Annotated in this window: 25 protein-coding genes; 19 read left to right on the plus strand and 6 right to left on the minus strand. The window is 55.4% G+C overall.

Going from position 1 to position 23,441, the window contains the following annotated elements:
- Nucleotides 1-66: 66 nt before the first annotated feature.
- Complete coding sequence (locus ACR0ES_RS15505; RefSeq protein WP_480488010.1) at nucleotides 67-1,014, minus strand: ABC transporter substrate-binding protein; 948 nt, start codon at nucleotides 1,012-1,014, stop codon at nucleotides 67-69.
- Between the two features lie 203 nt (nucleotides 1,015-1,217).
- On the opposite strand from ACR0ES_RS15505, the gene ACR0ES_RS15510 reads away from it, so the two are divergent.
- Nucleotides 1,218-2,003, plus strand: a complete 786-nt coding sequence (locus tag ACR0ES_RS15510; protein ID WP_480483469.1) for a DeoR/GlpR family DNA-binding transcription regulator — start codon at nucleotides 1,218-1,220, stop codon at nucleotides 2,001-2,003.
- A gap of 197 nt (nucleotides 2,004-2,200) precedes the next feature.
- Here ACR0ES_RS15510 and ACR0ES_RS15515 read toward each other — a convergent pair whose 3' ends face one another.
- Nucleotides 2,201-3,229, minus strand: a complete 1,029-nt coding sequence (locus ACR0ES_RS15515; RefSeq protein WP_480773823.1) for a LacI family DNA-binding transcriptional regulator — start codon at nucleotides 3,227-3,229, stop codon at nucleotides 2,201-2,203.
- A gap of 112 nt (nucleotides 3,230-3,341) precedes the next feature.
- On the opposite strand from ACR0ES_RS15515, the gene ACR0ES_RS15520 reads away from it, so the two are divergent.
- The 5 genes from ACR0ES_RS15520 to ACR0ES_RS15540 are packed head-to-tail and all read left to right on the plus strand — an operon-like array spanning nucleotide 3,342 to nucleotide 9,297.
- Nucleotides 3,342-4,853 carry a tripartite tricarboxylate transporter permease gene (locus ACR0ES_RS15520; RefSeq protein WP_480488014.1) on the plus strand — a complete coding sequence of 504 codons (1,512 nt, stop codon included), beginning with the start codon at nucleotides 3,342-3,344 and terminating at the stop codon, nucleotides 4,851-4,853.
- Entirely contained in the window at nucleotides 4,850-5,305 is a 456-nt protein-coding gene (locus ACR0ES_RS15525; RefSeq protein ID WP_480483463.1) for a tripartite tricarboxylate transporter TctB family protein, read from the plus strand. Before ACR0ES_RS15520 ends, ACR0ES_RS15525 begins: the two co-directional genes overlap by 4 nt.
- Nucleotides 5,306-5,347: 42 nt before the next feature.
- Nucleotides 5,348-6,307, plus strand: coding sequence for a Bug family tripartite tricarboxylate transporter substrate binding protein (locus tag ACR0ES_RS15530; RefSeq protein WP_480488016.1), 960 nt, complete (start codon nucleotides 5,348-5,350; stop codon nucleotides 6,305-6,307).
- 60 nt (nucleotides 6,308-6,367) lie between these two features.
- Nucleotides 6,368-7,789 carry an acylating sulfoacetaldehyde dehydrogenase gene (sauS, locus tag ACR0ES_RS15535; protein ID WP_480871249.1) on the plus strand — a complete coding sequence of 474 codons (1,422 nt, stop codon included), beginning with the start codon at nucleotides 6,368-6,370 and terminating at the stop codon, nucleotides 7,787-7,789.
- Nucleotides 7,786-9,297, plus strand: coding sequence for a class I adenylate-forming enzyme family protein (locus tag ACR0ES_RS15540; protein WP_480773821.1), 1,512 nt, complete (start codon nucleotides 7,786-7,788; stop codon nucleotides 9,295-9,297). The genes sauS and ACR0ES_RS15540 overlap by 4 nt, the downstream gene beginning before the upstream one ends.
- A 195-nt stretch (nucleotides 9,298-9,492) precedes the next feature.
- On the opposite strand, the gene ACR0ES_RS15545 is transcribed toward ACR0ES_RS15540, so the two are convergent.
- The gene (locus ACR0ES_RS15545; protein ID WP_480539211.1) at nucleotides 9,493-9,657 is read right to left on the minus strand and encodes a hypothetical protein; all 165 of its coding nucleotides are present in this window, start codon (nucleotides 9,655-9,657) and stop codon (nucleotides 9,493-9,495) included.
- Between the two features lie 80 nt (nucleotides 9,658-9,737).
- Between ACR0ES_RS15545 and ACR0ES_RS15550 the strand changes: the two genes are divergently transcribed.
- The 6 genes from ACR0ES_RS15550 to ACR0ES_RS15575 all read left to right on the plus strand — a co-directional run bounded on the left by ACR0ES_RS15550 (nucleotide 9,738) and on the right by ACR0ES_RS15575 (nucleotide 15,908).
- Nucleotides 9,738-9,986, plus strand: a complete 249-nt coding sequence (locus ACR0ES_RS15550) for a hypothetical protein (RefSeq protein ID WP_480773819.1) — start codon at nucleotides 9,738-9,740, stop codon at nucleotides 9,984-9,986.
- A 14-nt stretch (nucleotides 9,987-10,000) separates the two neighbouring features.
- Nucleotides 10,001-10,303 (plus strand): hypothetical protein, encoded by a 303-nt coding sequence (locus ACR0ES_RS15555; RefSeq protein ID WP_480773818.1) that lies wholly within the window; start codon nucleotides 10,001-10,003, stop codon nucleotides 10,301-10,303.
- Nucleotides 10,304-10,542: 239 nt separating this feature from the next.
- Nucleotides 10,543-12,171 carry a peptide ABC transporter substrate-binding protein gene (locus tag ACR0ES_RS15560; RefSeq protein ID WP_480773817.1) on the plus strand — a complete coding sequence of 543 codons (1,629 nt, stop codon included), beginning with the start codon at nucleotides 10,543-10,545 and terminating at the stop codon, nucleotides 12,169-12,171.
- Nucleotides 12,172-12,237: 66 nt separating this feature from the next.
- On the plus strand, nucleotides 12,238-13,161 hold the full coding sequence (gene oppB, locus ACR0ES_RS15565) for an oligopeptide ABC transporter permease OppB (protein WP_480871250.1): 924 nt from the start codon (nucleotides 12,238-12,240) through the stop codon (nucleotides 13,159-13,161).
- A gap of 10 nt (nucleotides 13,162-13,171) precedes the next feature.
- Nucleotides 13,172-14,101 (plus strand): ABC transporter permease subunit, encoded by a 930-nt coding sequence (locus ACR0ES_RS15570; RefSeq protein WP_209507494.1) that lies wholly within the window; start codon nucleotides 13,172-13,174, stop codon nucleotides 14,099-14,101.
- A 1-nt stretch (nucleotide 14,102) separates the two neighbouring features.
- Nucleotides 14,103-15,908: an ABC transporter ATP-binding protein gene (locus tag ACR0ES_RS15575; RefSeq protein ID WP_480773816.1), complete on the plus strand. Its 1,806-nt coding sequence runs from the start codon at nucleotides 14,103-14,105 to the stop codon at nucleotides 15,906-15,908.
- Between the two features lie 92 nt (nucleotides 15,909-16,000).
- On the opposite strand, the gene ACR0ES_RS15580 is transcribed toward ACR0ES_RS15575, so the two are convergent.
- From ACR0ES_RS15580 to ACR0ES_RS15590, 3 genes are read right to left on the minus strand one after another with little or no spacing between them, the layout of a single operon-like run.
- Nucleotides 16,001-17,062, minus strand: a complete 1,062-nt coding sequence (locus ACR0ES_RS15580) for a YeeE/YedE family protein (protein WP_209507496.1) — start codon at nucleotides 17,060-17,062, stop codon at nucleotides 16,001-16,003.
- Nucleotides 17,063-17,104: 42 nt separating this feature from the next.
- The gene (locus tag ACR0ES_RS15585) at nucleotides 17,105-17,461 is read right to left on the minus strand and encodes a metalloregulator ArsR/SmtB family transcription factor (RefSeq protein ID WP_480483447.1); all 357 of its coding nucleotides are present in this window, start codon (nucleotides 17,459-17,461) and stop codon (nucleotides 17,105-17,107) included.
- Nucleotides 17,462-17,513: 52 nt separating this feature from the next.
- Nucleotides 17,514-17,888 (minus strand): hypothetical protein, encoded by a 375-nt coding sequence (locus tag ACR0ES_RS15590; protein ID WP_480488022.1) that lies wholly within the window; start codon nucleotides 17,886-17,888, stop codon nucleotides 17,514-17,516.
- A gap of 80 nt (nucleotides 17,889-17,968) precedes the next feature.
- Between ACR0ES_RS15590 and ACR0ES_RS15595 the strand changes: the two genes are divergently transcribed.
- The 7 genes from ACR0ES_RS15595 to soxB all read left to right on the plus strand — a co-directional run bounded on the left by ACR0ES_RS15595 (nucleotide 17,969) and on the right by soxB (nucleotide 23,438).
- A complete protein-coding gene (locus ACR0ES_RS15595) occupies nucleotides 17,969-18,709 on the plus strand; it encodes a cytochrome c biogenesis CcdA family protein (protein ID WP_267366182.1) in 741 nt (246 codons plus the stop codon).
- Between the two features lie 14 nt (nucleotides 18,710-18,723).
- On the plus strand, nucleotides 18,724-19,302 hold the full coding sequence (locus tag ACR0ES_RS15600) for a thioredoxin family protein (protein ID WP_480488024.1): 579 nt from the start codon (nucleotides 18,724-18,726) through the stop codon (nucleotides 19,300-19,302).
- Nucleotides 19,303-19,433: 131 nt separating this feature from the next.
- Entirely contained in the window at nucleotides 19,434-19,910 is a 477-nt protein-coding gene (gene soxX / locus ACR0ES_RS15605; RefSeq protein ID WP_267366181.1) for a sulfur oxidation c-type cytochrome SoxX, read from the plus strand.
- A gap of 46 nt (nucleotides 19,911-19,956) precedes the next feature.
- Nucleotides 19,957-20,373: a thiosulfate oxidation carrier protein SoxY gene (soxY, locus tag ACR0ES_RS15610; protein WP_209507502.1), complete on the plus strand. Its 417-nt coding sequence runs from the start codon at nucleotides 19,957-19,959 to the stop codon at nucleotides 20,371-20,373.
- 34 nt (nucleotides 20,374-20,407) lie between these two features.
- The gene (gene soxZ, locus ACR0ES_RS15615; protein ID WP_209507503.1) at nucleotides 20,408-20,737 is read left to right on the plus strand and encodes a thiosulfate oxidation carrier complex protein SoxZ; all 330 of its coding nucleotides are present in this window, start codon (nucleotides 20,408-20,410) and stop codon (nucleotides 20,735-20,737) included.
- A 70-nt stretch (nucleotides 20,738-20,807) separates the two neighbouring features.
- On the plus strand, nucleotides 20,808-21,653 hold the full coding sequence (soxA, locus tag ACR0ES_RS15620; RefSeq protein WP_480539213.1) for a sulfur oxidation c-type cytochrome SoxA: 846 nt from the start codon (nucleotides 20,808-20,810) through the stop codon (nucleotides 21,651-21,653).
- Between the two features lie 87 nt (nucleotides 21,654-21,740).
- Entirely contained in the window at nucleotides 21,741-23,438 is a 1,698-nt protein-coding gene (gene soxB, locus ACR0ES_RS15625) for a thiosulfohydrolase SoxB (protein ID WP_480773815.1), read from the plus strand.
- Nucleotides 23,439-23,441 lie beyond the last annotated feature (3 nt).

The raw sequence follows: 23,441 nt of genomic DNA on the forward strand, positions 1-23,441 counted from the left end.
CGGGACTAAGACGGAAAAAGACCGAAGCGGTAGAGGAGAGCGGGGTAACCGCTTCGGCCAAGCAGATTATTTAGAGATCCAGCCAGACCAACGGTCCTTGTTCGTCTCCATCCAATCCGCGACAACTGCATCAATATCCACACCGTCCAGATCGGCTTTGCCGACCATGGCGCTCATCTCGTCGTTATTGATGTTATAGGCTTCGATGATGTCATACGCGCCCGGCCACTTTTCTTGCAGGCCAGACCAAGCAGCCTTCCAGATCGGACCGCGCGGTTTTCCGCAATCATAGGCCAAGGCCGGGTTCACACCGACGGACGGGTCGCTGTAGCACTCGGCCGAGTATGGCGGAAACTCCACGAATTCACCGTCATATTTGGCCGGGGCCCAGTGCGGAACATAGACCCACAGCATGATCGGATCTTCGCGCTGATATGCGGATTCCAGCTCTGCAAAAAGCGCAGCATCCGTGCCTGCGTGGACAACTTCAAACTCTAACTCTAACGCTTCGACGCGTTCTTCGTCGAAACCGCCCCAGGTCACGGGTCCGCCGACATAGCGCCCATTTGGCGAGGTTTCAGCCGTGGCAAATTCCCCTGCGCAGTCTTTCAGAGCTTCCCAGTTTGGCAAGCCGGGGCAGCGGTCTTTCATGTAAGTCGGGTACCACCATTCTTCGATCGCCATCAGACCGGTTTCACCAACGTTCACCACATTGCCAGAGGCGGTGGCTTCGTCCAGCGCTTCACGCCCGGTGGTTTCCCAGATTTCCATTGCCAGATGTAGATCACCTGTCTTCAGGCCCGCAAACTGAGCGATATAGTCTGCCTGTACATATTCAACGTTGTATCCGGCCTCTTGCAGGATTGATCCCATTATCTTGGTGTTGATCAGCTGCCCTGACCAATCATGCAACGTCAGTTTGATTGGGTCCGTCGATTCGGCGGCCCAAGAAGCCGAAGCAGTTACGCCAGCGACTAATGCCATTGCGTGTAGTGCATTGAATTTCCTGATCATGTTGTGCTCCCTGAATGTGGCTTTTTGAGTGTTTTTCGTTTATTACACTTCCATGCTGCGCCAATCTGACAACTACGTCAATAAAAACCACACTTCGCCACGACTATTCGTTATAATTCACACAAAAAGCCCCGAACGGCACCGTATTGGGCGTAATATTGTTTTATTGGGATGACTGCCGTATCCCCCTTTCAGGAGGTCGCATGTTAAAGCCACGAAAAACCACAAATCAGCGCGAAGAAGAAATCCTTCGCGAGCTGCAACATGCGGGCGGATCGTGCAGGGTCAGCCTCCTGGCTCAAAAACTGAATGTTTCCAATGAAACGATCCGGCGCAACGTCAAGGCGCTGGAAGAGCGCAAGATCGTGCGGAAGGTTCATGGCGGCGTACATCTTAGCGAAGACGCCATAGAGCCACCCTTTGAAAACCGCTTGGGAACGCAAGCACATGCGAAAGAAGCAATAGCCCGGGCAGTCGCAAATACAATTAGCGACGGGGATTCCCTATTTCTGGATATCGGTTCGACGACCGCCTACGTCGCGCTTGCGCTACGGAAACACAAAGACCTGTTTGTAGTTACAAATTCGGTTTTCGTCGCTTACACGTTGTCAAAGCACAACAACAACCGGGTGTTTCTGGCGGGTGGAGAACTGCGCGCCCATGATGGGGGCGCTTTCGGTGCAGAGGCATTGGATCTTGTGAAGCGTTTCAACGTACAGCTGGCAGTGTTCTCGGTTGGAGCCGTGAATGGCGATTTGGGCTTCATGCTTCATGATCTTGAAGAGGCCAATATCGCGCGTGCTGCAGCTGAAAATGCGCAGGTGCGCATCGTCGTAGCCGACAGCGGAAAATTCAACAAGCGGGCTCCGATATCTCTCCATAACATGGCCGGAATTGATGTTTTGTATACGGACCGCGTTCCTCCTGCCAACATCCTGGCCATGCTCGACAAAAATGAAATCGAAGTTGTTATCGCAGGGTCGGACTAGTGTCAGAACTGATAGATGTACCCAGCTTACAAAACTGCATCTTTGAGGAGATGGCAGCCTTTTAATGAGATCATGTTGAAATCTGTTAACGAACTATTCGATGGGGAAAACGTCAAATCGCGCATGTTCGTCAACCGGGCCTCATAGTTTGCGACACATCCGTTCTGAATGTGCAAACAAGTTGGCAATGCCGACTATTATACTGACACTGGACCTGTTGTTCCTCTAACAACACAATCCAGCTCGCAGCAAATTTTAAAATGTTCCGACTCATCTGACGTAATGTAATCGGTGAACTTGTCACCTGCGAGTTTACCGATGGCTTCGGCGGGGATTCGAATGGTGGTGAGCCCCGGCTCAACATCAGCCGATCCCTTGAAATCTCCGATGCCCATAATTGAAAGATCGCCGGGAACGTTTAACCCCAGTTTCTGGGCCGCAAACAAAGCGCCCTGCGCTATGACGTCATTTCCACATAACAAAGCCGTAAGTCGAGATGTTTCCGCCAAAAGGTTCAGCGCAGCCTGCTTGGCCTGCGAAACGCTGTAAGGAGCTTCAGATTCGTGCTCGCCCGGAACGGAGACACCCATATTTTGTAGCGCTTCGTGCACGGCGGAAAGTCGATGTTGCGCGCGGTCATTACCACTGGTCTTTGGAAAGATCAGCCCAATGTCACGATGCCCTAGGGCCAGCAGGTGCTCTGTTGCGAGACGGCCGGCCAACTGGTTGTCGGCCCCGACACAAGGAAGTTCCGAATCCTTTGAGTAGTTCCAAATCGCAAGTGCAGGTATTTTCTGCTGCGTGATCAACCGATTGGTGGCATCGGAATGCTCCAAGCCAACCAATGCCACGCCGTCCACACGATGTTCAAGAAACTTGCGGACCATCGCGTATTCCCGATCTAGATCATACCCGTGCGACGCCAGTAGAAGGCTGAATCCTGCCTTGTCGATAGAGTCGGAAAAAGCCTGAATGACCTCGGCGAAGATGGCATGGTTGATAGTTGGTACGACCAGGCCAATCGTTCCTGACCGTTTGCCATGCATTGTTTGAGCGGCACGATTGCGGATATACCCGAGCCGCTGCACTGCCCTGTTGATCTTTTTGCGAGTCGCAGGGCTGACCAGATCAGGGTGATTGAAGGTACGAGAAACCGTAGACGGTGAAACCTTCGCGGCCTTTGCGACTGCCACGATATCGACTTTACCATGCTGAAAATTAGACATAATTTCGTCCTGTTCGGTCGATTTTATGAAAACATTTGCAATACTATTTTCATCCCCTAACCTGATTTGTCAACAAACCAAAAGTGCAGACAAACGGGTTGGGAGGCACTGGATGGAATTCATTTACTACTTCGGGGATGTGTTCACACCGATGTCCTTCTTGCTGCTTTTGGGCGGCACGATCGGAGGGCTGATCCTGGGCGCGACACCAGGCTTGTCACCAACGATGGCGGTTGCCCTTTTGATTCCGTTCACCTTCCAGCTTGAGGCCGCACAGGGGCTGATCTTGCTGGGAGCCGCCTATACCTCGACCGTTGCTGGTGGCGCGGTGAGTGCAATTCTACTGAAAATCCCAGGCGCTCCAGCCAATATTGCCACCACTCTGGACGGCCACACCATGGCCAAGCAGGGACAAGGGGCGCGGGCGCTGCAACTGTCGTTTCTGGCCTCGGCGGTTGGCGGCATCTTCGGTGTGCTCCTATTGATCTTTCTGACACCGGTTTTGGCCAAATGGGCGCTGGCGTTTGGCCCCTCACACCTGTTCTGGCTGGCCATTTTAGGGGTGACTGTGATCGGCACGCTGGATTCTGCATCCGTGGTCAAAGGTTTGCTATCGGGTTGTATCGGATTGTGGCTGGCGACAGTCGGTTTCGACGACATTATGGGCGCGCAACGCTTTATCTTTCACCCTGCACTGGGCGGCGGCATCAACATTATCGCGGCGCTGATCGGTCTGTTCGCGATCCCTCAGGTGCTGACGATGTTTGCAAAGGGACGCCACGACACGGGTGCTGAAGTCATCGAAGTACAGCGCCATTCGATCATGGCCGCATTGCGAGAACTGTTCAGCCGCACCCGAGCACTTAGCATCGGCACACTGACAGGTTCCATCATTGGCCTGATCCCAGGCGTTGGCGGGCAAATTGCCGGGCTGGTTGCCTATGATCAGAGTAAGAAGTTTTCAGCCGAGAAGGACAAGTTCGGCACGGGTCATTCCGAGGGCGTAATTGCCGCGGAGTCCGCCAACAATGCGATGGTGGGCCCATCTCTGGTACCGTTGTTGACCTTGTCGATCCCGGGTAGCCCAACCGCAGCCGTTTTGCTGGGCGGGCTGCTGATTCACGGAATTTTTCCGGGCTCGGATCTGTTCGACAACCACCCGGACGTTGCGTGGACGTTCATAAACTCCATGCTGATCGGCCAGGTCCTGATGTGCGTCTTCGGCCTATACATTGCTGGTCTGGCCGCGCGTGTCGCGCAGGTGCCGCAATCGGTCATGGCGGCCGTTGTTTTGGCCCTTTCGGTCTTCGGCGCCTACTCGGTTCAGAGTTCGATGGGGGATGTCTATGTCATGGCGTGCCTTGGCATTGGGATGTTCTTTCTGGAACGATTTGGATTCTCGGCTGCTCCGTTGGTACTGGGATTGATCCTTGGTCCGATTGCCGAAGCCAACTTCATTCAGGGCGGAATGATCGCGGACGCGACCGTCGGCAAGGCCTCTTACTTCCTGACGGGCGGATTGAATCTTCTGCTGATCGCCGTTGTACTGGCTTCAATTGCCTACTCGGTTTGGATGGAACTTCGCCACCGGCGCTATACCACCAAAGAGGAGGCACAGGCATGAACCGCACACAACACATAATCGGGTCGGGTTTGGTTTTTGCCGTAGGACTTTGGGTAACCTGGGTCAGCTTTACTCAACAACCGGTCGAGGCATTTCTGTTTCCGCGTCTTATCGCTTCGGTCTTTGTGGTTTTGGCAGGGTGGACCTTCGGCAAAGCGCTGATGGGATTGTCCAAGGTAGGCAACGGCGTGACCCGCATGATGTTCATCAACATGCTGCCGGGCCTGTTCGTCACCCTTATCTATGTCTTCTGGGCGTCCAAATCGCTGGGGTTCTACACAGCAACGGCAATCGCGTTTTTCATTCTGCTGTCGATTTACGATCCAGACCCACATTCCGAAGCCAAAACCTGGGTCAAGCGCGGTGTCATCACAGCGATCTTTGTGGCGGTGATGTACGGGCTCTTTGCCATGCTTCTGCAAGTCTACACACCAAGGGAATTTCTGTTCTGACCGCAAGGGATGCGGGTGAACCAAAATAGGGAGGAAACGCAAATGAAACGGTTGATTACAGGGGCAGCACTGGCCCTCACGAGCCTGACGGGCGCGGCGGTTGCCGAGGAGTATCCCGAACGCCCAATCATGATGATGGTCAGTTACGGCGCTGGTGGCGCAACCGACTTTCAGGCGCGGATTGTCACCATGACATCCGGGAATGAAGACGCGCTGGGAATGCCAATCGCCATCATAAACAAACCCGGCGCCGGAGGGCGTGTGGGTTGGAACTGGTTCGCAACCCAGGCCGACGCCGATGGCTACACGCTTGCTGCCTACAATGTTCCACATTTCATCGCCCAATCGATCAAGGGTGGGGTCGAGTATTCGGTCGACAGCTTTGAGCCCATCGCCAACTGGGGTGCTGACCCGGCTGTCTTCGTGGTTGGTGCGGACAGCCCGTTCAACTCGATGGAAGGTGTTGTCGCATATGCCAAGGAAAACCCCGGCAAGCTTACCGTGTCCGGGGCTGGGCTTTTTGTTGGTCACCACATTGCGGCTCTTCAAATCGACAAGGCTGCAGGAACAACGATGGCCTATATCCCGACCAAAGGTGGCGGCGCAGCGGCCATGAAAGCGGTAATTGCTGGCGAAGTCATGGGTGGTATAAACAACCTGTCGGATGCGTTCCGCGCAAAAGAGGCGGGCAACGTCAAAATCCTGGGTGTCGCAGATCTTGAGCGAAACGCGTTCCTGCCCGACGTGCCGACTATGATGGAACAGGGGCTTGATGTCGACAACTCGTCGGTCAATTTCCGGGGCGTGATGGTGCCCAAGGGAACGCCGCCCGAGGTGATCGAGAAACTTGCGGAAACGGTTCCCGAGATGTTCGCCAACGATCGTGTGGTGAAAAAGATGGAAGCTGGCGGATCGCCCATGCACATCATGACACGCGATGAAGTGATCAAGATGTGGGAGAAACGTCAGCAAACACTGAACGAATTGTTGGCTGGGCTCTGAACCAGTCAACTCCCTACGGGGCGGAGTGGGTCCGCCCCGATCAAACAATCGAGGACCGAGATGAACGCTCAGGAAGGGGTTTCCCCCCAGATCGACGAAGTTGATCGCATAGTAGCGCATGCGCGCAAGGCCCAAGCGACCTTTGAAGAAAGCGGCAGTCAGGCGCTGTACGACAAGGCGGCGCTGGCGGCGGGATGGGCAATCATGGAGCCAACACGCAATCGGGCACTGGCCGAAATCGCTGTTGCGACCACCGGTCTGGGTAATGTTCCGGACAAGATTACAAAGAACCACCGCAAGACTCTGGGCTTGTTGCGCGATATCGCTGACGTGAAAACCCACGGCATCATTAGCGACAATCCAGCAACCGGCATGACCGAGATTGCACGCCCAATCGGTGTAATCGGTGCTGTGGTTCCATCGACCAACCCCGCTGCGACGCCGGCGAACAATATCATCAATGCGCTCAAAGGAGGCAACTCCATCGTGGTGGCACCATCCCCCAAAGGAGTCGCTTCCTGCGAGATGCTGATCGCTTTTATCCATTCAGAGTTTGACAAGCTCGGCCTCGATCGCGATCTGGTCCAGATGATCCCTGCGCCCGGATCCAAGGCCAAGACACAAAGGTTGATGGAAGCCGTAGATCGCGTGATCTGTACCGGCAGTCAGAACAACGTCCAACGCGCACAATCCTGTGGAACGCCAGCAGTGGCGGTTGGTGCGGGCAATGTGACGGTGATTGTGGACGAAACCGCAGATCTGGCCGCAGCTGCTTTCAGGATCACGGCATCGAAATGCTTCGACAACGCGACGTCCTGCTCGTCTGAAAATGCGCTGGTTGTTGTAGATGCGGTCTATGACGCCTTTGTCGCCGCGATCGCCGTTGAAGGCGGTGCCTTGGTACCATCTTCCGAGGCTGGAAACATCATCGCACGGCTGTGGCCCGATGGGCATCTCAACCGATCTGTAATCGCGCAGGACGCTGGCAAGATGCTTGAAGCACTGGATATGGCGGATAAGGTCCCCGAAGGGACCAAGTTCCTAGCCGTGGAAACTGACGGAATTGGCCCGGATCATCCTTTGTCGGGGGAAAAGCTCAGCCGGGTTCTGGCGCTTTATCGAGCGGCAAATTTTGAAGAAGCCAAGGTAATCGCGGCTCGTATTCTGGAACACCAGGGCGCGGGGCATTCTGTCGGAATCCATACCAGCGACGACGCGCGCGCGGTTGGGTTGGGTCGTGACCTGCCCACCTGCCGGGTCATTGTAAACCAGGCGCATACCTTTGCCACTGGTGGCAGCTTCACCAACTGCATGCCCTTTTCGCTGTCAATGGGCTGCGGCAGTTGGGGAGGCAATTCCATCGACACCAATCTGCATTGGCGGCATTTCGTACAAACGACAAAGATCATCCGTGAAACGCCGCCGCGCGAGCCCGAATTGGAAGCGATATTTGGCTGCTATTGGTCGGAGGCGGGGCAATGATCGAACCACCCAAGGGAACCGTCCGGGACTGGCTTGACCGTCGGGCAAGCCGCGGGGGAACCGGGTTCGTTTTCCCGGACGGGGCGCGGGACCTGAATTGGGGTGAATTGCGTGACTCAGCTCGCCGCATCGCAAGCATGTTGACCGAACGGGGTGTGGCGAAGGGAGAAAGCGTCGCCATCCTCTACCCCAATTGCCGGGAAGCGCTTGAGGTCCTTTTTGGCGTTCTCTATGGCGGATTTCGGGCCACGATGATCAATCTTGTCGCGGGTGACAGCGCCGTTGCCTATGCGCTGGAACACAGCGGCGCGTGCTATGGATTTGTACATTCCGATCAAACGGACCTGTTCAGGCGAACGGCCAATCCTGCGAGAATCAAACAGTTGAAGGTGGCAGATGCCGTTGAGTCCGGCAGCAACCTGCATAGCCTCTCGCCTCATAGCCACGCTTTGTTGATGTATACATCCGGAACAACCGGTCGCCCCAAGGGGGTGGTCCACACACATTCCAGCCTGTTGGCAGGGGGTTGGACGACCAAAATTGCCCATGAATTGTCCGAGGCTGATCGCGGGTTTTGCGTCTTGCCGATCTATCATATTAACGGGCTCTGCGTGACGGTGATGGGAACACTGGTCTCAGGCGGATCGTTGGCCATGTGCGAACGATTTTCTTCCAGCAAATTCTGGGACAATCTTGGAAAGGCCGAGGCAACGTGGTTCTCGGTCGTTCCGACCATTATCTCGCATCTGCTGCACTCTGAGACTAGTCCGGATGCGCAAACCCGGCAACGCGTGCGTTTCGGGCGCTCTGCGTCGTCAGCCTTGGCGCCGGACGTGCAGCGTGGCTTTGAGGATCGTTTCGAAATCCCAATCGTGGAAACCATGGGCTTGACGGAAACTGCCGCTCAGATTCTGTCAAACCCGCTGCCCCCCGGCGTTCGGAAGATTGGTTCACCCGGCATTGCATATGGAAATGAGGTTGCAATTCTGGACGCGGAATTTCGGCCTGTACCTACCGGAACAGAAGGTGAGTTGGTCATACGCGGTCCGAATGTGATGCTGGAGTACCTCAATGACCCGGATGCTACTGCGGGCACATTTACTTCGGATGGCTGGTTGCTGACCGGAGATCTCGCCCGCATGGATCAGGACGGGTATGTTTATGTGACCGGTCGATTGAAAGAACTGATCATTAAGGGAGGGGAGAATATAGCCCCTCGTGAGATTGACGAGGCACTTTATTCACACCCCGACGTTGTTGAAGCTGCGGCCTTTGCCCGCCCTTGCAAAAGCTACGGTGAAACCGTCGAGGCAGCGGTAAAAATTCGAGAAGGTTCTGAATTGACGCCGCAAGCTTTGTCAAAGATCTGTGAGTCCCAGCTAGGCCGTTTCAAGTCTCCTGACAAAGTTCACATTCTGATTGATCTTCCAAAGGGCCCGTCGGGAAAGATCCAGAGAAACAGGATCCTACAAATCGTTAGCGAGGAGGCGAGCGACTTGAAGATGTAGATGGCAATGCCGGTCCGACTCTACCTGAAAAATAAATGCCAAAACAAAAGCGGGAATAGCCACAAAGGCAATTACCGACGCCAGCTTCAGCAGTGCCGAAAGCCTTTCAATCGTCATGATAAGCGTGTTTCCATCAACGGTTCTAGGCACCCGTTGTGGCAGGTGCCTGAACGCCTCTCCTCTTTCAGAGCGATCTTACTCAACCGCCACCGTCACCGAGATTACCTTGCAGGTAAAACGCAAAGCTGCTTCGGTGCCGTTCGCTTTGGCCATCGGTGTGGAAAGGTCGAAGCCAACGTCTGCTGTATCGTCCGCCGAAAAGATGATGGCCTGCGTCTGGTCGGTCCTGCCCTGTGCCACCTGCATCTCGTCAACAAAGAGGGTGCCGTCCCACCTTTGCCAGGGCTTCCACCGTCATAATCGAAATCGAGGACGATTTCATGAGTACCTTCGGTCACAGGTTCGGACGCCGAAACGGTAAATATCTCGATCCCCAACCAGTTGTAGGCATAGGCTGGAACGCCATTTTCAACATAAAACGACCAGCCGCCAAAGCGGCCCGCTTGTGCGATAATAGCTCGGTGGTCTTCGTTAGAAGGTTCTTCGATATGTTCTGCAATGCGTTTGGAGAGGTGCTGGATATTCGGGGTCATGCCGGTCATGCCACTGCAATCGCCGAAGCTGCATGACGACGGAAAGGCCCATGCGATCACCCGAACTACTCGGCGCGCTCAACTCTGTGCAACAGAGCCTGACAAAGCTCAGTGATCTGACCCGTGGTATTCTGAACCGTGTGATACATGTAATGGACCACAGGCTTGCTGAAATGACGTCACTGATTCGCGTATTTTTTGGTTTGTCCGAGGCCAGAATGCAGTCGCCATTCGGGCACGAAGGATTGTTCGGATTTCGCGTGGCTTCACGAAAATGTCACGAAGACCGAGCTGATCCTCAGAAAATTGCCAGCGATAGGTCGTTGGAGATATTTCTGCTTGTGGTTGCCTAAAATTTCATCAAGGCTTTATCCCAGAGCCAAAAGATGTCACGGTTCAACGCAGTGAAAGACAACTTTCGCAACTTCTTTACCGACAGAAACCAAGAAAGCTGCGACGCAGTGTTCCTTGCGAATTGGCAAAACCAAAATCGAAATGAACGAAGTCCCAGCGGGCGTCGGTCTAATCCGGCTGCTGCGTGCGACCCCAATCAAGTGGGGCCGCGCGGCGACGAACATATGGGAGAGAAATCATGAACAGATACATTCGGAACTCAATGGCGGGGCTTTTGTCGTCGACCATGATCACAGGTGCCGCGTTTGCCGCTGGCACGCATCCTGAAACCGGCGAAGCGCTGGCGGACGATCAAACCTTTACCTACCGCATTCTGGACGAGCACAGCTCGGTCGATCCGCAGGTTGTCGAAGACGTTTCCGGTGCTGAAATTGTACGCGACCTGTTTGAAGGGCTGATGAACCAGGATGAGGATGGCAATCTGGTTCCGGGCGTTGCCACAGGTTACACCGTCGATGACAGCAAGAAAGTCTATACCTTCACACTGCGCGGCGATGCTAAATGGTCGAATGGCGACCCGGTAACCGCCGGAGATTTCGTTTTCGCATGGAAACGCGCGGTTGATCCGGCGCTGTCCTCTCCTTACGCGTGGTTCATGGAGCTGATGTCGATCGAAAACGCATCAGCGATCATCGCAGGCGAAAAGCCGGTTGATGATCTGGGTGTCAAAGCCATCGATGACACGACCCTGGAAGTCACGCTGAGCGCGCCGCTGCCGTATTTCCCGCAGATGACAACGCATTCGACGACCTTCCCGGCACCTCAGAAGGTGATCGCGGAATTTGGCGATGAATGGACCAAGCCCGGAAACATCGTGTCGAATGGCGCGTATGTTTTGACCGAGCACCTGCCGCAGGAACGTTCGGTACGTGAGCGCAACGAGATGTACTGGGACAATGACAACACCATCATCGACAAGGTTGTGGCACTGGTCATCAATGACGAAAACGTAGCCCTGACCCGCTATCTGGCCGGTGAACTGGACCGGACCGAAGTTCCCGCCGGTCAATTCCCGCGTCTGCAGGAAGAGCATCCGGGCGAGGCTATCAGCTTCCCGCGCCTGTGCAACTACTACTACACGTTTAACGTGTCGGACAGCGGCCCTGAAGAATTCAAGGATCCCAAAGTTCGTCAGGCCCTGTCGCTAGCCGTTGACCGGGACATCATTACCAAGAATATCAAGGCCGGTGGCGAGCCGCCCGCGTATACATTCGTGCCAGAAGCAACCGCAGGTTTTACTGTCCCGGTCGTTGAAATGGCATCGATGAGCCAGGCTGAGCGCGATGAACTGGCCAAGGAACTGCTGGCCGAGGCCGGCTTCGGCGCGGATAACCCTCTGACCTTCTCGATGGTCTACAACACTTCGGAAGCCCACAAGAAAGTTGCCGTCGCGCTGAGCCAGATGTGGAAGCAAAAACTGGGCGCCAATGTTGAACTGGCCAACATGGAATGGAAAGTCTTCCTGGAAGAGCGGGGCAACCAGAACTTTGATCTGGCCCGCGGCGCGTGGTGTGGTGACTATAACGAAGCCTCAACCTTCCTTGACCTGTTGCAGTCGGATTCGGGCTACAACGACGGCAAGTATAACAATGCCCGCGTGGACGAGTTGCTGGCCGAAGCCAAAACTTCGGACGATCCGGCTCCGCTGTACACCGAGGTCGAGCGTATTATCGCTCAGGAAACCCCCGTTATCCCGATCTATCACTATGCTGGTGTCTACATGATGGATAGCGATGTCGGAAACTGGCCGGTCAAAAACGTAGAGCAAAACTGGTACTCCAAGAACCTCTACAAAATCGCCGAGTAATCATCTTCTGACCATGACCTGCCCCGAAGTTTTCTTCGGGGCAGCGCCATCTATTGGGGGCATTGAATGCTTGCCTATGTCATTCGGCGGGTCCTGACCGCCATACCGACGATTCTGCTGCTGATCGTCGCCTGTTTCTTCTTGATGCACTATGCGCCCGGTGGGCCCTTTACCTCAGAACGGACATTGCCGCCGCAGGTTCTGGCCAATATCGAGGCGCGGTACGGCCTGGACCAGCCGTTGTGGAAGCAACTCTGGGATTATCTGTACAATATCGTTGTGCATTTCGACTTTGGCCCGTCTTTCAAGTTCAAGGACCGCGATGTGAACGACATCATCGCGCAGGGCTTTCCGATCTCGCTGACCTATGGGTCGCTGTCCTTTCTGGTCGCTACTGTGGTGGGCATCGGACTGGGGATTGCCGCCGCAATCCGGCACAACAGCTGGATCGACTACTTTGCGGTTGGGCTGGGGATTGCAGCGCAGGCGCTGCCCAACTTCATCATGGGCCCGATCCTGATCCTGACATTCACCCTGTGGCTGGGATGGTTGCCCGGCGGTGGGTGGAATGGTGGTCAGTGGCCCTATCTGATCATGCCGGTTATCGCCCTTGCGACATCTTACATGGGATCGATTGCACGGATCACCCGATCTTCAATGCTGGAGGTTCTGAATTCGAATTTCATCAGAACCGCCCGTGCCAAGGGCCTGCCGACAAGAACCGTAATCTGGCGTCATGCGATGAAGCCGACCTTGCTGCCGGTCGTATCTTATCTGGGACCGGTGTTTGTCTATGTGCTGACCGGATCCGTCTTTGTTGACATCTATTTCTCGACCGGTGGTCTGGGGCAGGCTTATGTCGGCTCGGCCTTATCACGCGACTATGCCGTGCTGCTTGGGGTTACGATCCTCTATGGCATTCTGACCGTTCTGGTAAACCTGCTGACCGATCTGGCCTATGCCTGGTTCGATCCGAAGATCCGCTACTGAGGGGCTGGATATGCTAGGAAAATCACAAAAAGCCGCGCATCTGGCCGAAGAAATCACCGATTATACAGCCGTTCAGGGGCGTTCGCTCTGGCAGGATGCGCGAATGCGCTTTGTACGAAACAAAGCGGCAATGGCCAGCGTGTTCATTTTGCTGCTTATCGTGCTGTTCACGATCATTGGCCCGTATTTTGCCGTCTGGAGCAATGAAGAGATCGACTGGAATGTCATGGGCGATGTCCGGGGCATGGGAATGCCGTCTATGGAAACGGGTCACTATTTCGGTGTTGATGATCTGGGGCGCGATTTGTACAGCCGCGTCATTCAGGCAACCACGACGTCCCTGCTTGTGGGGTTGATCGGGGCGGCGACCGCTTTGATCGTTGGTACGTGTTACGGCATTACTGCCGGGTATTTTGGCGGGCGGACGGATGGCGCGATGATGCGTTTTGTCGACATCCTTTTGGCTATCCCGACAACTCTGATCATCATTCTTCTGCTGGTTGTTGCCGGGCGATCCTTCTTCACGCTTTTCATCGCATTGGGCGCGGTTGGTTGGCTGACCATGTCACGTATCGTGCGCGGGCAGACGCTTGCCCTGAAGAACCGCGAATTCATCGAGGCCGCCCGAGCGGCGGGCGTCAGTGAATTTACGATCATGTATCGCCATATCCTGCCCAATCTGCTGGGTGTCGTGATCGTCTATGCGTCGCTTCTGGTGCCCGAGATGATCCTGACCGAAAGCTTCATCTCATTCCTGGGACTGGGGATCTCCGAACCTTACACGTCGCTGGGAAGGCTGATCGCAGAAGGGGCGGGAACCATGGGCTATGGAACGCTGTGGCAATTGATGTTCCCACTGACATTCTATGTCGCCATTATCATCACGATGTTCTTCATCGGCGATGGTCTGCGTGACGCTTTGGACCCGAAGGACCGCTGATATGAGTCTGTTTTCCGTAAAGAACCTGAGCGTCCGGTTTGACACCCCCGATGGTGTCGTCGAGGCGGTCAAAGACATCAGTTTTGATATCAATCCGGGCGAATGCCTTGGCATCGTCGGTGAAAGTGGATCCGGCAAAAGTCAGACCTTCATGGCCGCAATGGGTTTGCTGCCCCCTGCCGGACATGCCAGCGGGTCAGCCAAGCTGAACGGTCAGGAGATTTTGAACCTGCCGGTGAACAAGCTGAACCAGATCCGCGGCGATGATGTCGGCATGATCTTTCAGGATCCTCTGACCGCTTTGACGCCACATCTGAAGATTGGGCAGCAGATGCGCGAAGTGCTGCAGGTCCACGAGGGCCTGAAGGGGTCAGCCGCGCGCGCACGCTGTCTGGAGTGGTTGGACAGGGTGCGCATTCCCGAAGCGGGCCGCCGTCTGGACCAGTACCCGCACGAATTATCCGGCGGAATGCGACAGCGTGTGATGATTGCGATGTCGATGCTGTGCAGTCCCAAACTGCTTATTGCGGACGAGCCGACGACGGCGCTGGATGTCACTGTTCAGGCAGACATCCTCGATCTGATGGTTCACCTGCAAAAGGATGAGGGAACCGCGATTGCACTGATCACGCATGACATGGGCGTTGTTGCGCGCATGTGCGACCGGGTTCAGGTCATGCGCATGGGCCAATTCGTCGAAGCCGGCGAAACACGCGCGCTGTTCCGAAATCCGCAACACGAATACACGCGGGCCCTGCTGGAGGCGATGCCCCGGATTGATGCCGGCGACGCGCCCCGCGCTTTGGAAAAGGCGGAAGAACCCCTTCTCAAGGTTGATGACGTCAAAGTTCATTTCCCCATTCATGTCTCTGGCGGGTTGTTCGGGCGCAAGGTTCCGCTGAAAGCTGTCGATGGTGTCAGCTTTGATATTCGCAAGGGCGAAACTCTGGGTGTCGTGGGCGAATCCGGTTGCGGAAAATCGACACTGGCGCGCGCGGTTTTGCAACTGATCGAACCCAGCGCGGGGGGTGTCAGCTGGTTAGGCCATCCGATCGTCGGCTTGAAGCGATCCGAGCTGAACAAGTACCGCAAGGACCTGCAGATCGTGTTCCAAGACCCGTTGGCCAGTCTTGATCCACGCATGACGATTTCAGCGTCGATTGCTGAGCCGCTGAAAACCTACCGCCCCGATCTGACCGACCGGGAACGCAAGCAGATGGTCGCCGCGATGATGGAACGGGTTGGTCTGCAGGCCAACATGATCAACCGTTACCCGCATGAGCTGTCCGGAGGGCAGAACCAGCGCGTCGGCATTGCGCGGGCGATGATCAACAAGCCCAGGCTGATTATCTGCGACGAGGCGGTTTCAGCGCTCGACGTTTCCATTCAGGCCCAGATTGTCGAGCTGCTAAAGGAACTTCAGCAGGAATTTGGCCTGTCGATGATTTTCATCAGCCATGACTTGTCCGTGGTGCGCGCGGTATCGAACCGGATCATGGTCCTGTATCTCGGGCGAATTGTGGAAATGGGTGATGGTGAGGTGATCTGTTCGGAACCGATCCATCCCTATACCAAATCACTGATCTCGGCCGTGCCGATACCAGACCCGGATGTAGAGCGGACGCGGCAGCGCCTCAAACTGCCGGGTGAACTGCCATCGCCGCTGGACCCCAAAGCCGCGTTGCGTTTTTTGCCCAGCCGACTGGTTAACGGTCACAGTGATTATGTTCCAAAGCTGCAGGAAGTCGCACCAGACCATTTTGTAGCGGAACACGACACACTGGATTCCATCATGGCCAATGGCTGAGAGAAGGGTCTGCTGCAGGTTTTCGGTGCTTGAAGCATGCGCCGAAAACCTGCGCAGGGACTGTACGAAGAAACCGTAGCGTGTGGTGGGGCTTAACGCTCGGGAATGAAAGACAATCCTGACACAAGCTGTCGCAGGCCAAGAGCTGCTCCGGCAAAGATCGCCGCAAAGGTTATAGGCGCGCTATAGGCCAGCAGAGAAAAAGCGGAGATGCCTTGCCCGACGCTGCATCCAACCGCAATTATTGCTCCGGGTCCCATTATTGCCGCTCCCAGCATCTGCCGCTTAAGCTCACGTGGATCTTCGCAGGCTTCCCAGCGGAAATGACCTTTTGACCATGATCCGAGGAAAGCCCCAATCAGAACCCCTGAAACCGAACCGACCGCAAACGAGAGCGTGTTGCCTGAGGCGGTCATGAGATAGAACACTGTATCACCCAAAGGCGCGGCAAACGTGTGTGTTTGCAAGGTCTCACCGTCAAACCCGTGTGTGGCTACCCAATTGGTGCCAAGCCAGCCTGAAACGACTGCCAATCCGACCGCCGCACCCCAAAAAACCTGCGCAGGTGATTTACGAAAACGGTCATTTGTCAGGGCAAACACTACTATGGCAGAGCCGACAAGCGTTCCTGTAACCCATGCCGGTATCGACGTCAGCCGTTCGGCTAGGTAGCTGACGCTTTGTGGATTACCGAGATCCATGGCTTCGGGAAAAAGCCAGATCCTGACATAGGCCAGAGGACCGGACATGACCACATATGCGGAAAGGCCCACGATCAGGACGATGACGAATGACCGAAGGTCGCCGCCGCCAAGGCGTGCAAGCGCGCCATAGCCGCAGTTTCCGCTGATGGCCATGCCATATCCAAACATCAATCCGCCAATAACCGATCCGATCGGATTCCATGTCTGCGCAATATAGGTCGTGCCGAGCGGGTCAATCCCACCCAACGCCATCCCCAAATGGCTGCCGACAATCGCAACACCAATCGCAACGGCCCACATACGCAGGCGCCGGTCGTCATTTGCATAAAGATAATCTTCAATCGCACCCAAGGTGCAGAACCGCCCAATGCGCGCGGCAAGACCAAGTACAATGCCGCCAACCAGACCGATCAGCGCAACTGTATTGGCGTCTCCCAGAAGTTCGAACATGGCCAGTCTCCTCCCAAAGCTGGCGGTGTTTCTCGCGGGCTTCTATTTGTCCCGACAGAAAAGATTGTAGACGACTTCCAGAATCTGAGTCGACCGGTCGTCCGCCAATCTGTAGTAGATCGTTTTGCCTTCGCGTCGTGTCTTGACCAGCCCTTCAAAGCGCAAGCGGGACAATTGCTGGGAAACGGCAGCCTGTCTGGCCGACAACATTTCCTCCATCTGCGTGACGGATTTTTCCCCTGATGACAAATAGCACAGAATCATCAGCCGCCCCTCATGGCTGATCGCCTTGAGGAAATTGGACGCCGTCTGGGCGTTATCCATCATCCTATCCAAGTCCTCGTTGCACATGTCCTTGGTGAACACGGGCAGTTTCGACGGTTTGTCCAACACGATCATCTCGCTTTCGTGGCTTCACGTATTCAAAACAGTATATGTAAATCCCGAGGATTTAACCAGAGCTCTCGATCTTAACTCCGGCGTCACGTAGTAAAACACCCAATAGCCCCCAGAAAAAGTCTTCGCCAGGATAACCCTCGATCCGGCCGATTTCGTGACCGTCCTCCAGCAATACAAAGGTCGGCGTATAAAAAAGCGGCCGGTCCAGAGTAATCCCTTCGGGCGTGGTTGCGTGGATGTCCGTTCGTTGCAGTGGGGCAGCTTTTCCTTCCGTTGTCAGCGGGTAGATCTCGGAAATTTCGGCGTCCCAGCGGGCGCACCACATACACCCGTCTTCTTCGGCCATCAGCAACACCATTTCGGCCCGCAACGTAGCAGGCCAGATCAGCAATGTGATGACGAGCAATGTATGTATTACGTGACGCATCAAAAGCTCCGATTGACCTGGGTGGTACACCTTTATTATTTTGAATGTGTGAATAGTAACCTGTCTGGACGGATTTGACCATGCTCGACATCACGTTTGCAGGGGCTCTGATCGCGGGGCTTTTGTCGTTCCTGTCCCCCTGCATTCTGCCCATTGTCCCGTTCTACCTCAGCTATCTTGCAGGCGTCGGGATGGAGCAGATTTCGGCCGGTTCGACGATCACCCCGGATGTTCGCCGTCGGGCGACCCTGTCAGCGATTGCTTTTGCTGCAGGGATCATCACGGTCTTCATGGCGCTTGGGGCCACGGCGTCGATCTTTGGTCAGCTGGTTCGCGCGTATTTCGACATTCTGCGATGGATCGCTGCGCTCATCATCATCGCGATGGGCCTGCATTTTCTGGGTCTTTTCCGCATCGGGTTCCTGTATCGACAGTTTCGTGCAGATATCGGCGAGACGACAAATGTAAGCGTGATCGGGGCATATGTTCTGGGGCTGGCTTTTGCCTTTGGCTGGACGCCTTGCGTCGGGCCGGTTCTGGCGGCGATCCTGTTCACGGCGGCCGGAACCGAGACCGCCTGGCGTGGCGCCGTGCTTTTGTTCGTCTATGGGGTTGGCATGACAGCGCCGTTTGTTCTGGCAGCCTTTCTGGTTCGGCCCTTCATGCAATGGATGGCACGTTTCCGGAAACATCTGGGAATGATTGAAAAGGCGATGGGTGTCTTACTGATTCTTTTTGGCATCCTGATCGCGACCAATTCCATAAATCTAATCGCACAATGGATGCTGGATCACATGCCTTGGCTGGCGGCCATTGGCTAATTCGGGAGAACACCATGAAACGGATAGTATTGTTCTTGATTGCAGGGCTGTTTGCTGGGGCGGTTTCCGCGGCTGAACTGGGGGATGACGGTCTGCATAAAACGCCGTGGATGCGGGACACGTTCAAAGACCTTCGTGAAGACCTTGAAGAGGCGACGGGGGAAGGCAAGCGGCTGGTTCTGTTCATTGAACAACAGGGCTGCATCTACTGCAAAAAGATGCATGAAGAGGTTTTCCCCCAACCCGACCTGTCTGCGTATATCGAGGAAAACTTCTTTGTCGTTCAGCTGGACTTACACGGAAGTACGATGGCCATCGATTTTGACGGAGAAGAAGCCGAGCAAAGATCACTGATGCGCAAATGGGGGATTCTGTTCACCCCTACTTTGGTTTTCCTGCCGGAGGACGTATCAGAGGATGCCACAGCAATCGAGGCGGCCGTTGCGGTCATGCCCGGGGCGTTCTCCAAGGGAACGACCCTCGATCTTTTTACCTGGGTCAATGAAGAACGGTACGAGCTTGATAATGGGGAAGATTTTCAACGGTATCATGCGCGCCGCATTCAAGAACGAAACAATGTTTCGCAAGATTGACGCGGTGCAGTATAAATAAAAAAATTCATTAAGATGAATTTAATGTTGCGATGAACCCTGCCCGTCGACTACGGTACACAGAGGCTTTGGGTCGCAAAGCGCCATCGGCGCGGTAGCAAATGGGAGGGATCATGAAGCTGAGACACTTGACTTTGGCTTGTATCATAACAGGCAGTGCCGCCATCGCGGCAGAAACAGGACCAAAAGAGGTACAGTTCGACGATTATGGCGCGGTGGAGGCTTCATTGACCGGCGTCGCTGGCGATGCGGCAAACGGTGCGGTCATCGTGGGCGAGAAATCCAAGGGCAACTGTGTGGCCTGTCATCAGGTCACGGCTTTGGCGGATATTCCGTTCCATGGCGAAGTCGGTCCGCTGCTGGATGGGGCCGGGGACCGGTGGTCCGAGGCGGAGCTTCGAGGACTGGTCGCAAATGCCAAGATGACGTTTGACGGAACGGTCATGCCGGCTTTCTACAAGGATGACGGCTATATCCGCCCGGGCGACGCCTATACGGGCAAAGCCCCGTCAGGGCCTTTGACGTCAATCCTGACTGCACAGGAAATCGAGGACGTCGTCGCGTTCCTCGCAACCCTAAAAGAACAATAATCACGCTTTCAGGCGTGAATTCGTGAGGATCCAAAGGAGATTGAAAATGGAATTTTCTCGTCGCGAGACTCTGGCTCTTGGTCTGGGCGCTGCGGTCCTGACCCTGATGCCGTTCCGCGCAAATGCGGCTGCGGAAGACGCGATAGCCGCGTTTACTGGCGGTGCAGACATGGCCGACGGCGGTGTGACGCTGACGGCGCCGGAAATTGCCGAGAACGGAAATACCGTTCCGATCGAAGTCAGCGCGCCGGGTGCGGCAGCAATTCTGATCGTAGCGGCTGGAAACCCCGAGCCCGGCGTTGCCACGTTCAACTTTGGCCCGCTGGCTGCTGCGCAGGCGGCTTCGACCCGCATTCGTCTTGCAGGAACGCAAGATGTCATTGCTGTGGCCAAAATGGCTGATGGTAGCTTTGCCAAGGCTTCGGCAACCGTAAAAGTGACAATTGGCGGCTGCGGCGGCTGATCGCCACGCGCCCTGAAGAACAGGAGAACAACCAATGGCATCCGGTGTAAAACCCCGCGTCAAGGTTCCAAAAACAGCCGCTGCTGGCGAAGCAATCACGATCAAAACACTGATCAGCCACAATATGGAAAGTGGCCAGCGTAAGGATAAGGAAGGCAACGTCATTCCGCGCTCGATCATCAATCGGTTCACCTGCGAGTTTAACGGAGAGCTGGTGATAGACGTGACGATGGAGCCGGCGATTTCGACAAACCCGTACTTTCAGTTCGATGCAACCGTGCCTGAAGCCGGGGAATTCGTTTTCACGTGGTATGACGATGACGGGTCCGTTTACGACACAAAAAAACCGATCGAGATCGCCTGACGGCTCGACCGTAACGGCAGATCAGCGCCGGTGCTTAAAACCTGCGCTGATCACCCAAGGGAGGAACGCAATGAATAAAAAAGCACTCACGGCGATCGCGGCAGTTCTGGCTTTCCCGATTTCAGTGGCAGCTGGACCTGACGAAGACAAGCTGGTGATCAACGAAGAGCTGGAAATGGTTTCGGTGACCGAGGCCCCGGCCCATGTCGAGAACTTCGATACGATCTACTCGGGGTGGCATTTCAGAACCGATGAAACGCAGGCGTTGCAGATCGACGATTTCGACAACCCGGCTATGATTTTTGTCGACCAGGCGGCTGATCTTTATGAGGCTGTCGATGGCGCGGCTGGCAAAAGTTGCTCTTCGTGCCACGATGATGTGGAAAGCTTCAAAGGGCTGCAGGCGTCCATGCCGAAGGTCGATGCGGATACCGGCAAGCTGGTTGTGATGGAAGATCTGATCAACAAGTGCCGTACGGAACGCATGGAAGCAGATGCGTGGAAATGGTCTGGTGCCGATATGCAGGGCATGGTCGCGCTGATTGCCTTTCAGTCACGAGGGCTGCCCATGAATGTCGCCATTGATGGCGATGCTGCCCCATATTGGGAGCAGGGCAAGGAAATGTACTACACCCGATATGGTCAGCTGGAGCTGAGCTGCGCCAACTGTCACGAAGACAACTGGGGCAACATGATCCGGGCCGACCATCTGAGCCAAGGGATGGTCAACGGTTTCCCGACTTATCGTCTGAAACAGGCCAAGCTGATCTCGCGCCACAACCGTTTCCGCGGCTGTATTCGTGATACACGCGCTGAAACCTTTGCTGAAGGTTCGGACGAATTCCGGGCATTGGAGCTTTATGTGGCATCGCGCGGCAACGGGCTTTCGGTCGAAACGCCGGCCGTGCGTCAGTAACAAAGAACCCGCGCCGGGATTCCCGGGCGCGGGTTTTTCATTTCTACTACATTCACACATTTATATGTGAAACAGGAAAGCCGACAAATGATATCGCGACGTGATTTTCTACAGGTCTCCATGGCGGCCTCAGCGCTGTACGGGGCATCCGGTTTCGGGAACTGGGCAAGGCTGGCGGCCCAGCAAAGCCTGACCCAGGACCAGTTGCTGGAATTTGAGACCTTTGGAAATATCAGCCTGATTCATATCACGGATATCCACGCGCAGCTCAAACCGATCTACTTCCGCGAGCCCGAGGTCAACCTGGGCATCGGAGACGCGCGCGGGCAAATGCCGCATGTGACGGGGGCCGCGTTTCGCAAGGCTTACGGGATCGACGATGGCAGCCCGTCCGCCTATGCGCTGACCTACAATGACTTTGCTTCATTGGCGAAGACCTATGGCCGCGTCGGAGGACTTGACCGGGTTTCGACCGTTATCAACGCCATCCGTGCCGACCGGCCAGATGCGCTGTTGCTGGATGGGGGCGATACCTGGCATGGCTCGTATACCTGCTATCAGACGGCGGGTCAGGACATGGTCAACGTGATGAATGCACTCAAGCCCGATGCGATGACATTCCATTGGGAGTTCACGTTGGGCAGCGAGCGGGTCAACGAGATCGTTGAAGGTTTGCCTTTTGCGGCGCTGGGTCAGAATATCTTTGACGCGGAATGGGATGAACCTGCGGAGCTTTTCAAGCCCTACAAGTTCTTCGAACGCGGCGGGGCCAAGGTTGCCGTCATCGGACAGGCTTTCCCCTATATGCCAATTGCCAACCCCAGTTGGATGTTCCCGGAGTACTCGTTCGGGATCCGGGATGAGAACATGCAGGCCATGGTGGACGAGGTGCGCGACGCAGGTGCCGATGTGGTCGTCGTCCTCAGCCATAACGGCTTTGACGTGGACAAAAAAATGGCGAGCCGTGTTCAAGGGATTGACGTAATCCTGAGCGGTCACACCCATGACGCTTTGCCTGAACCGGTTCTGGTCGAAAAGACGCATATTATCGCGTCCGGCTCGAACGGCAAATTCGTCAGCCGCGTTGATCTGGACGTGCGGGATGGCCAGATGATGGGGCTGAAGCACAAGCTGATCCCGATCTTTTCAGACGTCATCGCACCTGATCCGGCACTCACGGCCCTGATCAACGAACAGCGTGCACCATATGATGCGGCACTAAGCGAAGTGATCGGCAAGACGGACTCGCTGCTTTATCGGCGCGGAAACTTCAATGGCACGTGGGACGATCTGATCTGCGATGCACTGATCAGCGAGCGCGAGGCAGACATTGCCATGTCGCCGGGTGTGCGCTGGGGTCCGTCGATCCTGCCCGGTCAGGAGATCACGCGTGAGGATATCTGGAACGTCACTTCGATGTCCTATCCGAATGCGTATCGTACGGAAATGACGGGTGAATTCATTCACGTGATCCTCGAGGATGTTGGCGACAACCTGTTCAACCCCGATCCCTATTACCAGCAGGGTGGCGACATGGTGCGTGTCGGCGGCCTTGGGTACCGTATCGATGTTACCAAACCGCAAGGGCAGCGGATCAGCGACATGACCCTGCTCAAGACGGGTGAGGCGATTGATCCGGAGAAATCCTATGTTGTGGCCGGTTGGGCCAGCGTCAACGAGGGCACCGAAGGCCCGCCCATCTGGGATGTCGTCGAAAACCACATTCGTAATCAGGGCACCGTCACCGTCGAGCCGAATACATCGGTCGAGGTGATCGGAGCCTGACAG

Source organism: Ruegeria sp. N7, from assembly GCF_056531345.1.

Coding starts and splice junctions, on each gene's coding strand:
- ACR0ES_RS15590 (WP_480488022.1), bottom strand. CDS start 17,888: ATGCGTCACGTAATACATACATTGCTCGTCATCACATTGCTGATCTGG.
- ACR0ES_RS15505 (WP_480488010.1), bottom strand. CDS start 1,014: ATGATCAGGAAATTCAATGCACTACACGCAATGGCATTAGTCGCTGGC.
- ACR0ES_RS15585 (WP_480483447.1), bottom strand. CDS start 17,461: ATGATCGTGTTGGACAAACCGTCGAAACTGCCCGTGTTCACCAAGGAC.
- ACR0ES_RS15520 (WP_480488014.1), top strand. CDS start 3,342: ATGGAATTCATTTACTACTTCGGGGATGTGTTCACACCGATGTCCTTC.
- soxA (WP_480539213.1), top strand. CDS start 20,808: ATGAATAAAAAAGCACTCACGGCGATCGCGGCAGTTCTGGCTTTCCCG.
- oppB (WP_480871250.1), top strand. CDS start 12,238: ATGCTTGCCTATGTCATTCGGCGGGTCCTGACCGCCATACCGACGATT.
- ACR0ES_RS15540 (WP_480773821.1), top strand. CDS start 7,786: ATGATCGAACCACCCAAGGGAACCGTCCGGGACTGGCTTGACCGTCGG.
- ACR0ES_RS15555 (WP_480773818.1), top strand. CDS start 10,001: ATGCGATCACCCGAACTACTCGGCGCGCTCAACTCTGTGCAACAGAGC.
- ACR0ES_RS15560 (WP_480773817.1), top strand. CDS start 10,543: ATGAACAGATACATTCGGAACTCAATGGCGGGGCTTTTGTCGTCGACC.
- sauS (WP_480871249.1), top strand. CDS start 6,368: ATGAACGCTCAGGAAGGGGTTTCCCCCCAGATCGACGAAGTTGATCGC.
- ACR0ES_RS15515 (WP_480773823.1), bottom strand. CDS start 3,229: ATGTCTAATTTTCAGCATGGTAAAGTCGATATCGTGGCAGTCGCAAAG.
- ACR0ES_RS15525 (WP_480483463.1), top strand. CDS start 4,850: ATGAACCGCACACAACACATAATCGGGTCGGGTTTGGTTTTTGCCGTA.
- ACR0ES_RS15570 (WP_209507494.1), top strand. CDS start 13,172: ATGCTAGGAAAATCACAAAAAGCCGCGCATCTGGCCGAAGAAATCACC.
- ACR0ES_RS15580 (WP_209507496.1), bottom strand. CDS start 17,062: ATGTTCGAACTTCTGGGAGACGCCAATACAGTTGCGCTGATCGGTCTG.
- soxX (WP_267366181.1), top strand. CDS start 19,434: ATGAAGCTGAGACACTTGACTTTGGCTTGTATCATAACAGGCAGTGCC.
- soxZ (WP_209507503.1), top strand. CDS start 20,408: ATGGCATCCGGTGTAAAACCCCGCGTCAAGGTTCCAAAAACAGCCGCT.
- ACR0ES_RS15530 (WP_480488016.1), top strand. CDS start 5,348: ATGAAACGGTTGATTACAGGGGCAGCACTGGCCCTCACGAGCCTGACG.
- ACR0ES_RS15550 (WP_480773819.1), top strand. CDS start 9,738: ATGAGTACCTTCGGTCACAGGTTCGGACGCCGAAACGGTAAATATCTC.
- ACR0ES_RS15595 (WP_267366182.1), top strand. CDS start 17,969: ATGCTCGACATCACGTTTGCAGGGGCTCTGATCGCGGGGCTTTTGTCG.
- ACR0ES_RS15510 (WP_480483469.1), top strand. CDS start 1,218: ATGTTAAAGCCACGAAAAACCACAAATCAGCGCGAAGAAGAAATCCTT.
- soxY (WP_209507502.1), top strand. CDS start 19,957: ATGGAATTTTCTCGTCGCGAGACTCTGGCTCTTGGTCTGGGCGCTGCG.
- soxB (WP_480773815.1), top strand. CDS start 21,741: ATGATATCGCGACGTGATTTTCTACAGGTCTCCATGGCGGCCTCAGCG.
- ACR0ES_RS15600 (WP_480488024.1), top strand. CDS start 18,724: ATGAAACGGATAGTATTGTTCTTGATTGCAGGGCTGTTTGCTGGGGCG.
- ACR0ES_RS15575 (WP_480773816.1), top strand. CDS start 14,103: ATGAGTCTGTTTTCCGTAAAGAACCTGAGCGTCCGGTTTGACACCCCC.